The sequence below is a fragment of the Methylobacterium pseudosasicola genome (assembly GCF_900114535.1).
Classification (GTDB): domain Bacteria; phylum Pseudomonadota; class Alphaproteobacteria; order Rhizobiales; family Beijerinckiaceae; genus Methylobacterium; species Methylobacterium pseudosasicola.
Map to the genome: position 1 here is coordinate 1 of NZ_FOTK01000073.1, position 14,878 is coordinate 14,878.

Here is a 14,878-nt window from a genome sequence, read left to right on the forward strand (position 1 = left end):
CAGGTCCGCAGACAGGGGTGAAGGCATGAGCAAGCTCCTTCACTCACCAACGCGCTACCCGCTAACTCGTCTCAACCAGCGCGGGACCGGCTCTAAGTCGGAAGGAGACTTATGGTCGCGCCCAATGTCTATTGTAACGCCCCAGCAGCAGTACAGCTGAGATCGTCTGTATGCGGAGACGCTGACATCACGACGTGCACGCCCAGCACTCAGGTGTGATCAGCGCCCTCGTCGCGAACGATTAACTTGCGCCCGATCCAAAAAGGACACACGCTCAAGGCGAGGGGCATATGAGGATCGATCAAAGTGACGACGGACACGCTTGATCGCAGCGCCGACCACATCGCATTGGCTGGAGATATCGTCGCGGCCTACGTGTCTAACACCCCAGTTCCGGCGTCCGAATTGCCCACATTGATCGCTCGTGTGCACGGTGCTGTCGTAGGTTTAGTGGCTGGTCCGATGCCACTGACAGATGCCTCGTCAAACGTCGAGAAGCCGACGCCGGCGCAGGTCCGTAGGTCGGTCCAGCAGGACGGCATTGTCAGCTTCATCGACGGACAGGCCTACAGGACGCTCAAGCGACATCTGACTGCCAAAGGCCTGAGCCCGCAGAGCTACCGCGAGCGCTACGGGCTGCCGGCCGACTACCCGATGGTGGCCCCGAGCTACGCTGAGCGGCGCTCCGCTTTGGCTAAAGCTATCGGTCTCGGTGTCCCCGGCAACGCAGCTAAGCGTGATCGCAAAGGCGGCGGGGAAGCGGCCTGATCAAATTTTTTGTTAAGTATGGTCCTCGGCGTCGTTCCAAACGTGCGACGCTGAGGGGACAAATTAGGTGTTCCCGGCCGGCGCCATCTTCCGTCCCCGCTGCAGAACCACGTCCTTGAACAGGTTGCCCGAGGCCGAGGTGCGGACCTTCGTGTCCGGCCCAGGCTTCTGAACGAGGACCGACACGCTGCCGTTCGCCTCGACCTTCGTGCCGCCCACGACACCGGCACGGCGGGCTGAGGCATCGAGGCGGCCCTCGCCCTCCTGCATCGCCTCGAAGGCTTTCCTGGCCTTCTCCCGGGAGGCTCAGCCCTCACCGTCGGCCTTGCCCATGTAGGGCGTGGTAGGCCCGGCAGCCGCCCTGCTGTCGCCCTGGCCTGGTCGCGACGCAGGCGGTCGAGGAACGGCCTGCGGAGTTGCTAGGCGAGCGCGTGCCACTGAGAGTTGCCGGGAGTGCTCGTTACACCAACCCGCGGGCCGTCCGGGTTCACGCGTACGACTTCGTACTGGGTCTCGTACTAGATCGGCGTACCGGGATTTCCGTCGTGAGGCTCACCCGGCGCTACCGGCTCGGCTCCATCGGGCAGGTTCCCGTTCGCCCCGGCGATCACGCGCTCGTGCTCGCGCAGTTGGCTGAGCGACTTGGCCATCTCCTGGGCCATCATGACGTACAGGTCAGCGAGCCGGCCTGCCTCTGCGGAAGCCTCCATGCCGGTTTTGCGAACGGTCCTGCTCGGCGTCCGCCTCAGCTCTGGCGTCGGCCTCGGCGATCATCGCAGCAGCCTGCGGGGTCTCTGCCTGATCCTGCTTGATCTTGGCCAAGGCGATTCGGGTAGCGAGGGCTGACAGGTCTTCCGCTGAACCGTTCGACACCAGATCCGCGAGGCTGGCTTCCAGGCCCCTCGCGCTGTGCCAGAACGGCATTGCGGCCTACGAGGATCTGGGCAACCGTACGCGGCGCGAGCACCGCCGACTGACGGTCAATGTAGCTTGGACGGAGTGTGACGTGAGGCGCAACGTTGCCGTCGTGGCGGTTGCGGCGAATGGAGACGGTGGGGATCGCGTACATGCCGACCATCGTCACGCTGCCTGACGGAAGGCAGGGGCGGCAGGGGGCGTGCGGGGGCCATCGCAATCGTCTAGGTCGGGCGGTGCGACGCCGTCGGAGGCCAGTCGCTCTCGAAGAGCACGGCGCATCCACTCAGCACTCGACGTGCAGGCCTGCCGAGCGGCGCAAGCAACGGCGCTATTCAGGCCGGGCCCGGCTCTGAAGAATAGGTTCGGAGGACTCAATACGGTTGGCGATCATCTCGCGCGCGCGTCGTGTGCAGCCGATGCTCAAAGATGTGGTGTTATTTGACAGCTAACTGTAAGCGAGCGGCTTATTACGTTCGGGCATTCGTCGCTTTTGACCATTGTTCATTCACTTTCGCTTGCTGAGCTCGACGTGAGTTGTTCTATCGCCCATTAGACCATGCGATCTGTTAGCTTCCCCGTTTGGATGGGGCGCGGTCTGGTCCTCTAGAGCGATCAAGTCGGTCCGGCCTCCTCTTGATCATGCGCGTAATGATGCAGACCGAGGCCAACCAACTTGCCTCCAGTACGCAGACCTTGAAGACGATGTCAGCCAAGACATGACCGAACGTGTACCCATTGAGGGAGCCAGCCATTCCTGCGGCTAGCGCGATGGCTGTCACGATCGGGACCAGCAGATACCAGTTCAATAGCGCTCCACAGGTGGCCCCTAGCAGGGCAATCAATAGATATCCCATACACCACCACCAACTCCCGCTTAATCCCCCTAAAGCGAGGAAGAGCCAGGATGGTACAACGGTAGCGTGCATAAAGCGATGCGGAATATATTGCGACAAAAAGCACAATTTGTTACATCGAGTCGCCTCCAATGTTTTTCGTTAAAATTTTATGGATTAAAATCTAAGCTATGGACTATCAAAAATACATCGCAATTAGATATCCGACAGCACCGATAACTATTGCCCACATCACACCAATCAATGCAAGCAGGATCAGTTTGCGCATGGGCATAGACACATTCTGGAGAAAAAGGTCCCTTCCGCTGTCCTGCGAGGGAAAATTATGATTGAGAAATCTGCAGATAGTGTCCGTCGCGCGGTTCATGAGCGGCATCACAATTGAATACCCCAGCTCCTTGAGTTCATTTGTACCTCCTGGGACCCGTTGCACTAAGCAGAGGGGAATGGATCAACAATCAAGGTGATGCCCGAATTACCCAAAAGAGGTAGGCAGGCCGATACGCACCTCCTGCCGAATTAGTTTCAGCCGCTCGCCTGCGATCGCGCCCACTGCCGATCGCGCTCGGCCTGCAGTTGCCGCTGCTGAGCCCGTAGGCGGCCTGCTCGGCCAGTTCCTTCAGCAGCCTGCGATTTTCCCGCCGCGGCGGCTGCCCGACGCCTTTCCGCATCAGCCTCAGCCCTCCGTCGGAGCACTTCCCTCAGGGTCGGCGGCTTCACGGGGCGCTTCGCTTTCGCCCTAGGCGGGGTCCGACGTGCCGTGCGGGATGGTGGCGGCGGCCAATCGATTCTTGGCGGGATTGCCCGAGAGCGTCCGACGGCAGGCTTGGCTTCCGCCAGCGTCAGCCGGAGCGACTTCCGGAATCGCTCCTCCTTCACCGGCAGCGACACGGCGTTGCCCGAGGCGGAGACCTCGACCTGCAGTCCGAGGAGCCGGCCGCCAACTCGACCGGGCAGCTCCTGCCGCGGCCAAGCTTCTACGTCTGCGAGCTCATGGTCAGGTCGAGCCCGGCGACGTCGCGGGTGAACTGCACGTCGACCCCGTCATCGGTTGTGCGGGTCATCGTGCACCGCTCTAACTCCTGGCCCTCGACACCGCGACGACCTTCCACGGGCCGATGGCGACCGTTCCCTCCGGCGTCTGGGCGTGGGCGGGGTCATGGTCGCCGGGACGACGGCGGCGATGGTGATGCGCATGGCGGGGCTCCGTGTTGCTCGGACGGGGTAGGTAGCGAGACCGCCGGAGGTTTCCTGTCGTCCCTGCGAACGTCGGTCGACCAAAACGAAAGCGACTAAGTCGAGTCCAACCTCTCGGACGTTGTGCCGCCGGACCCGCAGTGTGACGGGTTGCCGATGGTGATGGCGGCCACCGTCGGGTCCCTGGGCGCGGCTGCGCCGGGGAATCCTGAGCGACCGGCCACACCCTTAAGGTTCACCCTTCCCCCGCCGTACCCTCAGGGAGCGGTTCGATCCTTCAGGAAGCGGATCAGGCAGTCCGTTTCCGCGCCCGTCCCCCCGGAACCGCGGAAGGTGATCCACAAGCGCCGGCGCGCCCATTCCTGGTGGATCGGGATCGCCGCGAGATGGCGGTCGGACAGACGGCTCGACACAACGGCGCGCGGCAGCACGCCCAGGCCGTGTCCGGCCTCGACCAGGCTCAGGACGGCCTCGAAGCTTGTCGCCCGCACCCGGATGCGCAGGAGCTTGCCCTCGGCGTTGGCCAAACCGTCGAGCCGGCGCAGGATGTCGCTGCCGTGGTTGAACCCCACCAGGTCAAGGTCCGCGATATCGCCGAAGCCGACGCTCCCGAGTTGGGCGACGGGATGGTCCCGCGGAACCACGACCACGAGCCGATCCTCGCGGTAGGGACGCTGCAGCAGGCCGGCGGACAGCTTGTTGTCGGCGACGATGCCGACGTCGATGTCGCCGGACCGCAGCGCGTGCAGCGTCTCCTCGCTGAAGCGCTCCTCCAGCTCGATGCGGATGCGCGGATGCGTCGCCTGGAACGCGTAGAGGTCCCTCGGGAGGAATTGGACGACGGCCGATATGTTGGCCCAGATCCGAACGCGACCCTGCCCGACGCGCGAGAAATCGTCCATGGAGCGCACGAGCGTCTCGGCGGAGGCGACCATGACCTGGGCGTGGACCAGCAGGGCTTGCCCTGCGGCGGTCAGCTCGAGGCCCTGCGCCCTGCGCTCGAAGAACGGCTCGCCCGCGAGGCCTTAAGAGCCCGGACGCGCCGGCTCACCGCGGACAGGGTCATGTGGACCCGCTCGGCGGTCTCGGTGAGGCTGCGGGTATGGGCGGCCAGGACGAAGATGCGCAGCGACAGCAGGTCGAGGTGGCCGAGGCTCAACATGGCTGGCGAAGGTCAGTCCGGCCGGCCGCGCCCGCCATCGCCGCGGAATCGCGAGCCGTAGTGGCTCGCGGGCAGTACGTCCGCCTCGCCGAACAGCTTGCGCTGCAGCGTGCCCTCCGCCCGCCGCGCCCCGACGAGCCCGCGCTCCTGGAGGACCGGGACGACGAGGCGCGCGAAGTCGCGGAAGCTCTCGGGCGCGACCGTCCTGATCAGGTTGAGGCCGTCCACGTTGGCCTCGGAGCGCCAGGCCTGGAGCTCGTCGGCCACCGCCTCCGGGGATCCCACGAAGGTATGGACCCGGGAGCCGAGCGGCATGGCGTCCAGCAACTCGCGCACCGTCCAGACCTTTCCGCCGCCCCGCCGCGTGAAGGCCTCGAGGGCGGACCGGCCACCCTCGTTGGGGGCGTAACGGATCGGCTCGTCAAGCGCGTAGGCCGAGAAGTCGATGCCGACCGTGGCGGAGAAGTGGGCCAGGCCCGCCTCCGGGCTGGCATGGAGCCGGTACTCGGCGAGCCTGTCGCGCGCCTCCGCGTCCGTGGCCCCGACGACGATGTTCAGGCCGGCCAGGACGCGGACGGCGTAGGGGTCGCGCCCCTCCTCCTCCACGGCCCGGCGCAGGTCGTGGACGATCCCGGCGACCACGGCCCGGTTCGGGCCCATGACGAAGACGCACTCGGCATGGCGCGCCGCGAATCGCCGCCCCCGGTCCGACGCGCCGGCCTGGTAGAGGACCGGGGTGCGCTGCGGGGTCGGCGCGCACAGGTGCGGGGCGTCGACGCGATGGAACGGTCCGTCGTGCACGACGCGACGCACCCGGGCCGGGTCGACGTAGGTCCGGCCCGCGCGGTCGAGGCGCACCGCCCCGTCGTCCCAGCTGCCTTCCCACAGCCCGTAGACCGCGTCCATGTAGTCGTCGGCGCGGTCGTATCGGTCGTCGTGACCGGGCTGGGCGCCGAGGCCGACCCCCTTCGCCGCGCTGTCGAGGTAGCCCGTCACCACGTTCCAGCCGACGCGCCCGCCCGTGAGCTGGTCCAGCGTCGACATGCGCCTGGCGAACAGGTAGGGCGGCTCGTAGGTCACGCTCGACGTGATGCCGAACCCGAGGTGCCGCGTCGCGTGCGCCATGGTCGGCACGATCAGCATCGGGTCCAGGCGCGGGACCTGGATGCCCTCGCGCAGCGCGATCTCGTAGTCCCCGCGGTAGACGTCGTAGACGCCGAGCCCGTCCGCGAAGAAGATGCCGTCGAACATCCCCTCCTCCAGCGTGCGGGCGACCTCCTCCCAGTAGGCGAGCTCGCCGAAACGGTGGGTCTCGTCGCGCGGATGGGACCACAGGCCGTGGCAGATGTGCCCGGCGCAGGCCATCTCGAAGGCGTTGAGGATCAGCGTGGGCGGCTTGGCGGGCATCAGACGTATCCCCGGCGCGGCGGCGGCACGCCGTTGAGAAGGTAGTTCCCGATCGTGGGGAACTTCCACCGGACCGGGTCGTGCAGGCTGTGGGTCCGGGCGTTCCGCCAGTGGCGGTCCAGGTTGAACTGGGCCAGGGTGGCCTGGCTGCCGGAGAGCTCCAAAAGCTTGCCGGCGGCCTTGAGCGAGACTTCCGTCGCCAGGATCTTGGCCTTCGCCACGGCGATCGAGGCGGCCGCGACCGCCCCGGCGTCGCGGGCGTCGCGCACGGCGTCGACCTGCTCTGCGGCGAGCCACAGGAGTTCCTCCGCCGCGTGCAGGTCGACCCGGAGCGCGCCCGCGTCGAACAGCAGGAGCGTGTCGTCGGCCGCCCTCCGCGCCCCGCTGTCGATCCATGGGCGGGCGCGCTCGAGCACGAAGCGCTTCAGGTCGGCCAGCGCGGCCCGCGCGATCCCGAGCTGGATGGCCGTGTGGTAGAGCTGGGAGAAGGGCCCGAGCCGCGTGGGACGGTCGAACACCTCCTGGAACGGGAGCACGTGCTCCGGGGAGACCGGGACGTCGTCGAGGATGGCGGTTCCGCTGGCGGTGGTGCGCTGGCCCATCCCGCTCCAGTCGTCGCGCAGGTCGAGCCCGGCCGATTTCCGCGGCACTTAGGCCATGTTCTGGAAGCCGCCCTCGTCCCGCGCGAAGACGGCGAGCCAATCGCACAGGAGCGCGCCGGTGCAGTAGGACTTCTGGCCGTGGAGCGAGAGCCGCCCATCCTCGCGGACGAGCCGGGTCTTGCGATCCGCCGCCGACGCGGTTCGCGCGCCGGTCTCCGCGATCGCGTTGCCGAACCGCAGGCCGCGCAGCGCCAAGTCAAAGAAGAAGTCCTTCTGTGCGGCCGTCCCCAGGAGGCGGATCGCCTCGAGCGAGTAGAAGTGGGTCTGCGGGATCTGGCCGACGCTTGGATCGGACTCGCTGATCCGCGCGACGACCTCGGCGAGTGTTCGCGCCGACACGTCGGCGCCGCCGTGGGCGGCGGGCAGGGCCTTGCCCATAGATCCCGTCCTCGCCGTCGTCGGCGAGCGGGCGAGCCCGGAGGTCTACGAGGCGGCACGGCAGGACATGGGCCTCGACCGGCCGCTGCCGATGCAGTTCTGGCGCTACCTCGCGCGAGTCCTGCACGGCGATCTCGGGACATCCGTCGGGACGGGGCAACCGGTGCTGCGCGACGTCGAGCGCTTCTTCCCGGCGACCGTCGAGCTCGCCACGGTCGCCATGGCGATTGGGATCGCCGCGGTGTCCCGGCGGGCGTCCTCGCGGCGGTCCGCGTCGGGCGCGCCGCCGACGTCATGGTCAGGCTCGTGATGCTCGCCGGCTATTCCGCACCGATGTTCTGGCTCGAGCTGGTCGGGCTCGCGGTCTTCTACTCTTGGCTCGGCTGGGTCGGAGGCCCCGGCCGCCTCGACGTGGCCTACCGGTATTCCGTCGAGGCGCGCACGGGCCTCGTCCTGGTCGACACGCTCCTGGGGGGCTCCTTGGACGCCTTCCGCGACGCCGTCTCCCACCTGGTGCTCCCGGCCTCCCTGCTGGGCTTCCATACCGCGGCCTACCTATGCGGATGACGCGCAGCCTCATGCTGCAGGAGCTGTCCGCCGAATACGTGCTGGCCGCGCGCGCCAAGGGCCTGAGCGAGGCCCGCGTCGTCTGGCGGCATGCCCTGGGCAACGCGCTGGTCCCCCTGCTCACCGCCACGGCTCTCTCCTACGCCTACCTGCTCGAGGGGGCGGTGCTCACCGAGACCGTCTTCGCGTGGCCCGGCATCGGGCTCTACGTCACCCAGGCGCTGTTCAGCGCCGACCTGCCCGCCGTCCTCGGCGCGACCACCGTCATAGGAGCGTGCTTCGTGTCGCTGAACGCCCTCGTCGATTCGCTCAACCCTTTGCTCGACCCGAGGATCTCCCGGTGACCGGCGGCCTCGACGCCGTCACGCTCGGCGAAGTCACCGGGCGGGCACGGCCCAGCGGCAGGTGGCGCCGCGGGGTGCGGCGGCTCGGCCTCGCGGCGTGCGCGCGGCCGAGCCGCCGTCGGCCTGTCGATCGTCGCCGTGCTCCTCGTCGTCGCGGCGGCCGCTCCCTGGATCGCACCCCACGACCCGCACGCGCAGTCGCTGGCCGCCAGGCTGGCCCCCCCTTCCGGCGCGCACCCGTTCGGGACGGACCAGCTCGGCCGCGACATCTTCAGCCGCGTCGTGCACGGCAGCCGGATCACCCTCCTGATCACGGCGCTTGCCGCCGTATGCGTCGCCCCGGCGGGGCTGCTCGTGGGCTTGTGCGCGGGCTATTTCGGGGGGCTGTGCGACGGCGTGCTGATGCGCGCGACGGACGTCTTCATGGCCTTCCCGCGGCTCCTGCTCGCCCTCGCCCTCGCGGCGGCCCTCGGCCCGGGGATCGGGAACGCGGTAATCGCGATCGCGATCAGCGCATGGCCTCCCTACGCGCGTCAGGCGCGGGCCGAGGTCCTGTCGCTTCGCGGGCGCGACTTCGTCGTCGCCGCGCGCATGGCCGGCGCCTCGCACCCGGGCGTCCTCTGGCGACACATGCTGCCCCTCTGCGCGACCTCGGCCGTCGTGCGCCTGGCGATGGACCTCGCCGGGATCATCCTCGTCGCCGCTGGGCTGGGCTTCCTCGGCCTGGGCGCGCAGCCGCCCACGCCCGAATGGGGCGCGATGGTCGCAAACGGCCGGCAGTTCCTGACGCCGTACTGGTGGGTCTCGGCCATGCCTGGCGGCGCGATCTTCGCGGTCAGCCTTGCCTTCAACCTTATCGGCGACGGGCTTCGGGACGCGCTGGACCCCCGGGCGGCGCGGGGACGGGCATGATGGATCGCTCGCCCCTGCTCGACGTCGATGCGCTCTCGGTCGCATATGGCGGCGTCCCGGTGGTGGACGGCGTGTCCTTTCGCCTGGCGTCGAACGAGAGGCTCGGGATCGTCGGGGAATCGGGTTCCGGCAAGTCGCAGACCGCGCGCGCCGTCCTCGGCCTGCTGGCGACCCATGCACGCGTCGAGGCCACGCGCCTGAGCTTCGAGGGCCGCGACCTGCTGGGGATGGGTCCCCGCGCGCGGCGGCAGCTGCGCGGCCGCAGGATCGCGATGGTCATGCAGGACCCGCAAGCGTCGCTGAACACGGTCATGCGGATCGGTGCGCAGATCGACGAGGTCCACCGCCGCCATCGGGGATCGAGCGCCGCCGAGGCGCGGGCGCGCACGCTCGAGGCCCTGGAGGGGCTGGGGCTCGACGATGCGGGGCGCGTCTACCGCGCCTACCCCCACGAGGTGTCAGGAGGCATGGCCCAGCGCGCCATGATCGCGATGATGCTGGCGCCGGACCCGAGCCTGCTCATCGCGGACGAGCCGACCTCCGCGCTCGATATGGCCGTCGCCGCCGGCGTCATGGAGACCCTTCGCGAGCAGGTCGAGCGCCGCCGCATGGCGATGGTCGTCATCAGCCACGACCTCGACCTCGTCGCATCCTTCTGCGATCGCGTCCTGGTGATGTGGCGAGGCAGGATCGTCGAGGCGTGCGGCGCCGACCGGCTGCACGAGGCACGCCATCCCTACACCCGCGGGCTGCTCGGCTGCATCCCGCGGCTAGGGCGACGCCCGCGCCGCCTCGCCACCATCGACCGGGGGACGGCGCATGGCGATTGACGCGGGCGACCCCGTCCTCCTCGCGGTCGAGGACGTGGCGATCACCCTCGGGGGCAGGGAGATCGTCGCCGGCGCGGACCTCGCCTTGAGGCAGGGCGAGTGCGTCGGCCTGGTCGGCCGGTCCGGCTCCGGCAAGTCGACGCTCCTGCGGGCCATCGCGGGCATCCATCCCTTGAGCCGTGGCCGGATCCGCGTCGACGGACGGCCGCGCGGCCCGGCGGGATCGTTCGGCGACTCGGCGTCCCGGGTCCAGATTGTCTTCCAGGACGCGTACGGGTCCCTGCATCCCCGCCACACGGTCGACGCCACGCTTCGCGAGCCGCTTCGCATCAACCGCGTCCCCGACCGGGAATGCCGCATCCGCCGGGCGCTGGAGGCCGTGGGCCTCTCGCCGACGCTGCGCGACCGCTACCCGCACCAGCTGTCCGGCGGGCAACGCCAGCGCGTGGCCATCGCCAGGGCGTTGATGCTCCGGCCGCCCTTGTTGCTGCTCGACGAGCCGACCTCCGCGCTCGATGCCCCGGTCCAGACCGAGATCCTGAACCTCCTGGCAGACCTACGGGACGAGCTCGGCCTGAGCTACGTGCTGGTCAGCCACAACGACGCCGTCGCCGCGTTCCTCTGCGACAGGCTCGTGCCGTTCCGGGCGGGTCGAACGGGAGAGGCCGTATCACGCGACGATTTCGTCGCGCGAGCGGTTCCAAAGGCCGGCACGGCGAAGTGAAGGCTGCCGCCTTTCGACTCCAAACGGCATGCGAAGGCCTTCGAAAGGCGCCTAGGAAGCCGATCTTCGTGGCTCCACCGCTACCGGAGGATAAGGCCACAGCAGCAGCCCTCATGCCCAAAGCATCGTGATCGCCAAGAACGCTACCTGGAACGTAAGCATCACGCTGATGAGGGCTTTGGCCTCTCGATCGTGAAGCGCCCAATCCTCGCGCTCTTGCCCGGTCATGGCGAAGCCATACCGGCACGGCCGGAGTAGGTGAACACCATGCGCCCGGTAGCGTCGGTCACAGTGGCGACACGAGGCCGGCCGGGCTTGCTGCCGTCGACCTCGTAGGCTGCGATCATAGTGGCGTCGGCCTCATCCCTCGCATCGTAGATCCGTGGGGCGCTCCGCGGCACTCCGGCCTTCCCGATACGATCAATCCTGACGCGGTATGTCATGCGGGGCCTCCCGATTGAACGCCTACGCCGTCCCCACCGATCGGAAGCAGGAGGTCAGCGCAGGGGATGCCATAGCCGGCAATTGACGTTGGCGCGGCACCATTCCACATGGTTCGGATTAGAAAACTAAATTTGACGTCATTTGCCAAAACGCCTACAGATTTAACCTTTGGAATAATACTACCTAAACACCGCATTGATCACGGCTTCTGATTATCGCACGATGCGCGCCAGTCAAAAACTGTGCCCAGGTTCGTGTTGTGGGTCGTCCTCAGGGATTGATCAGCGGGCTATGCTTATCGCCACCCAGCTTACCGGATCCGTCATCGCTGCCGACGTTGTAGGCATTTTTCTCGTGTCGCTGATCCCGCACCGGATCGGGATAATCCGTTAGCGCGCGCCAAGGCGTGGTCGGGGTGCCGAGGCGAAGAGCGTTTGGTAGACGGGACAGCCAGAAGGCGAATGCCATCCATGGGAGGACGAAAAACAGGAAAGCAGTCAGACCCATGGCGATACTCCTGCAGGTGCCACTGGATCTGGTGGAATCAGCAGGCAGGTCTTTCCTACGTCCGTTGATCAATATGGGTGTCGTCAAATGACGGAGGTCGGGGACGGAACTCCGGTCTCTCCCTCAGGCCTCAGCGTCTGCCTTGGCCTTCCGCGGCCTTCCAACAACACGCTTCGGCTTCTTCGGGGCGGTTGCCACAGGCTCGGCGGCCTTCGGCGCTGCGTTCTTGCGCTGCTTGCCGAGACCCAGCTCAGTGGCGAGCTTCGAGCGCTGCTCGGAGTAATTGGCAGCCGTGACCGGATAGTCGCGCGGTAGCCCGTAGCGCTCCCGATACTCCTCGACGGTCATGCCGTTGCCAGTGATGTGGCGCTTCAGGGTTTTGTACGGCCTGCCGTCGATGAAACTGATCAGCGCGTCGTGGGTGATCGACTTCCGAATTTGAGAAGGCGTGGGCTTATCCATGGCCGGGGCTCCGGCGGCTCCATCCTGGCCAAGTCCCGTGAGCGCGGCGTGCATGCTCGCGATCAGTGAAGGAATTTCGTTCGGCTGCAAGTGGTTGTTCGAGACGTAGGCAGAAACAAGATCCGCCGTCAGCTCGATGTAGTTGATTGCCCCACCCTCAAGCGTCTCTGCGACTTCGTCCACGATGCGCACCCTATGCTTGAAGGCCCCAGACTATGTGTCAGTACGTGAGATAAAGCAATGCCATACTACGCATGGAAATCGCTTTTGTAAGCTTCCACGAGGGGAGCGAAAACCGCATCTTCGTAGCGGCATCCTGCAGTAGCATCGTAGCCGACATGGGGCTGCTCTCTTCGATAACCGACCTGCGAATAAGATGTCGACAAAGATTTAGACAACATTCATGCACAAAGATAATCGTGCTTTCGGGGGGGGTGAACTCAATCGACTCTGTTGGAAAAGTCTGGTGTTGGAGCGGTAGTGATGAGGTTGCCCGCTTCTGTCGAGAGACGGGGATCGAAGCAGATGATGGGACCTCGGCAAGTCGAGTAGGGTGCCGTTTTCCACGGATTCTCGCTCGAGACGCACGTCCCCGCCGACCATCTGCTTCGCTCCATCGACCGCTTCGTCGACCTGACCGGCCTGCGCCGGAAGCTGGCTCCGTTCTACGCTTCGACGGGCCGCCCCTCCGTCGATCCCGAGTTTGTGATCCGCATGTTGATCATCGGCTACTGCCTCAGCATCCGCTCGGAGCGCCGGCTGTCCGACGAGGTTCACCTTAACCTCGCCTACCGCTGGTTCTGCCGGCGCGGACTCGACGGCCGGGTGCCGGATCATCCCACCTTCTCCGAGAACCGCCATGGCCGCTTCCGCGACAGTGACCTGCTGCGTCGTCTGTTCGAGACTATGCGCGCTCGCTGCATCGCCGAGGGCCTCGTGGGTGGCGAAGGCTTTGCCGTAGATGGCGGCCTGATCGGAGGCGATGCCAATCGGCAGAAGGGGGTCGAAGGCTCTGCCGGTCTGCCCGCCTGAGGGCGTGGGCCGCGCCGCTCAGGAGTACCTCGCCGTCCTCGACAAGGCCGCCTTCGGGTCCGCGACGCCGGTGCCGCCCAAGTTCATCTCGGCCGCCGATCCGGCCGCGCGCTGGACCGGAGCGCACGGCGGGCAGGCGTTCTTCGCCTACACGGCCAACTATCTGGTCGATCTAGACCATGCGGTCATCGTCGAGGTCGAGGCGACCACGGCCATCCGGCAAGCCGAGGTCACAGCGACCAAACGCATGATCGCGCGTTCGCGCGAGCGCTTCGGCCTCTATCCGGCCAAGCTGGTCGGCGACGGCGGCTAAGGTTCGGCCGCGATGCTGGGCTGGCTCGTCTACGGGCCGGGCATCGAGCCGCATATCAGCGTGTTCTGCGAGTCGGCCCGCACCGATGGCACCTTCCCACGCGCCGACTTCACCTACGACCAGCCGGGCGACGTCTACCGCTGCCCGGCAGGCCAAGTGCTGACCACGACCGGCACCCTGGTCAACCACGGGGCGGCGCTGCTGTATCGCGCGAGCAAGTTCGACTGTGCGCCATGCCCGTTGAAGGCGCGGCGCCTCCCGAACGAGCCGGTGCGCAAGGTCCCGCGCTCGATCTACGAGGGCGCGCGGGACATGCGCCACCACATCGCGCCCTTTTTTGGAAGGCAAAACCTCGCGGCGCGAGCGCAATAAGACCGAGATGCGGTTTGCCCACCTCAAGCAGATCCTGAAACCGACCGACAACACGCTGGTCGAATCGCTCAACGGCCGCCAGCGCGACGAGTGCCTGAACACGAACTGGTTCCTGTCGTTGGTCAACGCGAGGAGCAAGATCGGGACGTGGCGGCGGCACTACAACGAGCGCCGTCCTGACACGGCCACGGGGTGGCGAACGCCCCAGGAATTCGCCTTGGCGGCGGCCCAACAGGCCGCCGAATGAGACCCGGAGGCTCACCATTCGGTCGGACCGAGATCCGGGGAGCCCTCAACCGACGATGCGCCAACTTCGAACCTGGGTCACCGAAGGGGGCAGGCCAGAAGCTGCCGCTACGGTAAGGCATGGATCGAAAAACGGTGTAAAGCTGCAGGTATGGACGAGGAGGATCGTGACTTTGAGCATTCCCCTTTTTCGGGTCCCTTCACGCGCGACGGAGTGACGGTCGAGGTCGAGATCTATCGCTTCCCGGGCACGCCGGAATGCTGGCGCTTGGAAGTGGTACATCTCTCCGGCTGCATTCGGTGGGACACCACGTTCGCTACCGATGCGGACGCACTCGCCGCCTTTGTCGCTATGGTAAATGCCGTTGGCATAGCCTCCTTCGTCGGTGATCGACCCGAGGCGCGGCATTGAGCGTGACCTAATGCACGACGAAGCCCGCGCCGGTTGACCGGGTGGGCTGAGTTTTAGGGAGCAGTCGGTGCGTCACGCCGGGTGCTCGCGAGAACGTTAACAGCCCCTCCCGCACACAAAAGCCCGCGACGACGACAGATTGTGCGGGCTTTCAGCTTCGGCCAAAAACACCACCACCGAGCCCGAAGCTGGCAACTGCATATCACTTGGTGGGCCATCATGAGAGAAGTTCGTAGGGGCCGGATTACGCCTCTGATCGATCGTTGAGTTGCTAGAGCCGGTCCCGCGCTGGTTGAGACGAGTTAGCGGGTAGCGCGTTGGTGAGTGAAGGAGCTTGCTCATGCCTTCACCCCTGTCTGCGGACCTG

Annotated in this window: 18 protein-coding genes and 1 pseudogene; 9 read left to right on the forward strand and 10 right to left on the reverse strand. The window is 66.7% G+C overall.

The features are described 5' to 3' along the window. Positions 1-306 precede the first annotated feature (306 nt). Complete coding sequence (locus tag BM228_RS31385) at positions 307-768, forward strand: Ros/MucR family transcriptional regulator (protein ID WP_092046926.1); 462 nt, start codon at positions 307-309, stop codon at positions 766-768. Positions 769-831: 63 nt separating this feature from the next. Here BM228_RS31385 and BM228_RS31390 read toward each other — a convergent pair whose 3' ends face one another. The 8 genes from BM228_RS31390 to BM228_RS31430 all read right to left on the reverse strand — a co-directional run bounded on the left by BM228_RS31390 (position 832) and on the right by BM228_RS31430 (position 7,346). Next, positions 832-1,038 (reverse strand): hypothetical protein, encoded by a 207-nt coding sequence (locus BM228_RS31390; RefSeq protein ID WP_092046929.1) that lies wholly within the window; start codon positions 1,036-1,038, stop codon positions 832-834. 248 nt (positions 1,039-1,286) lie between these two features. Further along, entirely contained in the window at positions 1,287-1,478 is a 192-nt protein-coding gene (locus BM228_RS31395; RefSeq protein ID WP_092046932.1) for a hypothetical protein, read from the reverse strand. A gap of 2,039 nt (positions 1,479-3,517) precedes the next feature. Then, a complete protein-coding gene (locus BM228_RS35965) occupies positions 3,518-3,652 on the reverse strand; it encodes a hypothetical protein (RefSeq protein ID WP_280142370.1) in 135 nt (44 codons plus the stop codon). Positions 3,653-3,994: 342 nt separating this feature from the next. After that, the gene (locus tag BM228_RS31410) at positions 3,995-4,672 is read right to left on the reverse strand and encodes a LysR substrate-binding domain-containing protein (protein ID WP_092046941.1); all 678 of its coding nucleotides are present in this window, start codon (positions 4,670-4,672) and stop codon (positions 3,995-3,997) included. A 38-nt stretch (positions 4,673-4,710) separates the two neighbouring features. Next, a complete protein-coding gene (locus BM228_RS31415) occupies positions 4,711-4,899 on the reverse strand; it encodes a helix-turn-helix domain-containing protein (protein WP_092046944.1) in 189 nt (62 codons plus the stop codon). Positions 4,900-4,911: 12 nt separating this feature from the next. Beyond that, entirely contained in the window at positions 4,912-6,306 is a 1,395-nt protein-coding gene (locus BM228_RS31420; RefSeq protein WP_092046946.1) for an LLM class flavin-dependent oxidoreductase, read from the reverse strand. Continuing rightward, on the reverse strand, positions 6,306-6,956 hold the full coding sequence (locus BM228_RS31425) for an acyl-CoA dehydrogenase family protein (RefSeq protein ID WP_092046948.1): 651 nt from the start codon (positions 6,954-6,956) through the stop codon (positions 6,306-6,308). Before BM228_RS31425 ends, BM228_RS31420 begins: the two co-directional genes overlap by 1 nt. Next, the gene (locus BM228_RS31430; protein WP_092046951.1) at positions 6,957-7,346 is read right to left on the reverse strand and encodes a hypothetical protein; all 390 of its coding nucleotides are present in this window, start codon (positions 7,344-7,346) and stop codon (positions 6,957-6,959) included. Between BM228_RS31430 and BM228_RS35705 the strand changes: the two genes are divergently transcribed. The 6 genes from BM228_RS35705 to BM228_RS31450 all read left to right on the forward strand — a co-directional run bounded on the left by BM228_RS35705 (position 7,339) and on the right by BM228_RS31450 (position 10,723). Then, on the forward strand, positions 7,339-7,656 hold the full coding sequence (locus BM228_RS35705; RefSeq protein WP_244537414.1) for an ABC transporter permease family protein: 318 nt from the start codon (positions 7,339-7,341) through the stop codon (positions 7,654-7,656). The two genes, BM228_RS31430 and BM228_RS35705, sit on opposite strands and share 8 nt — an antisense overlap. After that, positions 7,641-7,913, forward strand: a complete 273-nt coding sequence (locus tag BM228_RS35710; protein WP_244537415.1) for an ABC transporter permease — start codon at positions 7,641-7,643, stop codon at positions 7,911-7,913. Before BM228_RS35705 ends, BM228_RS35710 begins: the two co-directional genes overlap by 16 nt. Beyond that, positions 7,910-8,257, forward strand: coding sequence for an ABC transporter permease (locus BM228_RS35715; protein ID WP_244537416.1), 348 nt, complete (start codon positions 7,910-7,912; stop codon positions 8,255-8,257). Before BM228_RS35710 ends, BM228_RS35715 begins: the two co-directional genes overlap by 4 nt. Positions 8,258-8,380: 123 nt before the next feature. Then, complete coding sequence (locus BM228_RS31440; protein ID WP_092046954.1) at positions 8,381-9,169, forward strand: ABC transporter permease subunit; 789 nt, start codon at positions 8,381-8,383, stop codon at positions 9,167-9,169. Then, positions 9,169-9,999, forward strand: a complete 831-nt coding sequence (locus tag BM228_RS31445) for an ABC transporter ATP-binding protein (RefSeq protein ID WP_092046956.1) — start codon at positions 9,169-9,171, stop codon at positions 9,997-9,999. Before BM228_RS31440 ends, BM228_RS31445 begins: the two co-directional genes overlap by 1 nt. Beyond that, the gene (locus BM228_RS31450; RefSeq protein ID WP_092046959.1) at positions 9,989-10,723 is read left to right on the forward strand and encodes an ABC transporter ATP-binding protein; all 735 of its coding nucleotides are present in this window, start codon (positions 9,989-9,991) and stop codon (positions 10,721-10,723) included. Before BM228_RS31445 ends, BM228_RS31450 begins: the two co-directional genes overlap by 11 nt. A gap of 714 nt (positions 10,724-11,437) precedes the next feature. On the opposite strand, the gene BM228_RS31460 is transcribed toward BM228_RS31450, so the two are convergent. Both BM228_RS31460 and BM228_RS31465 read right to left on the reverse strand, forming a co-directional pair. Further along, positions 11,438-11,674 carry a hypothetical protein gene (locus BM228_RS31460; protein WP_092046965.1) on the reverse strand — a complete coding sequence of 79 codons (237 nt, stop codon included), beginning with the start codon at positions 11,672-11,674 and terminating at the stop codon, positions 11,438-11,440. A 123-nt stretch (positions 11,675-11,797) separates the two neighbouring features. After that, on the reverse strand, positions 11,798-12,319 hold the full coding sequence (locus BM228_RS31465; RefSeq protein ID WP_092046978.1) for a Ros/MucR family transcriptional regulator: 522 nt from the start codon (positions 12,317-12,319) through the stop codon (positions 11,798-11,800). A 342-nt stretch (positions 12,320-12,661) separates the two neighbouring features. On the opposite strand from BM228_RS31465, the pseudogene BM228_RS35210 reads away from it, so the two are divergent. Both BM228_RS35210 and BM228_RS31490 read left to right on the forward strand, forming a co-directional pair. Beyond that, positions 12,662-14,100: pseudogene (locus tag BM228_RS35210) on the forward strand (transposase). A 150-nt stretch (positions 14,101-14,250) separates the two neighbouring features. After that, complete coding sequence (locus tag BM228_RS31490) at positions 14,251-14,511, forward strand: hypothetical protein (protein WP_092046975.1); 261 nt, start codon at positions 14,251-14,253, stop codon at positions 14,509-14,511. Positions 14,512-14,878 lie beyond the last annotated feature (367 nt).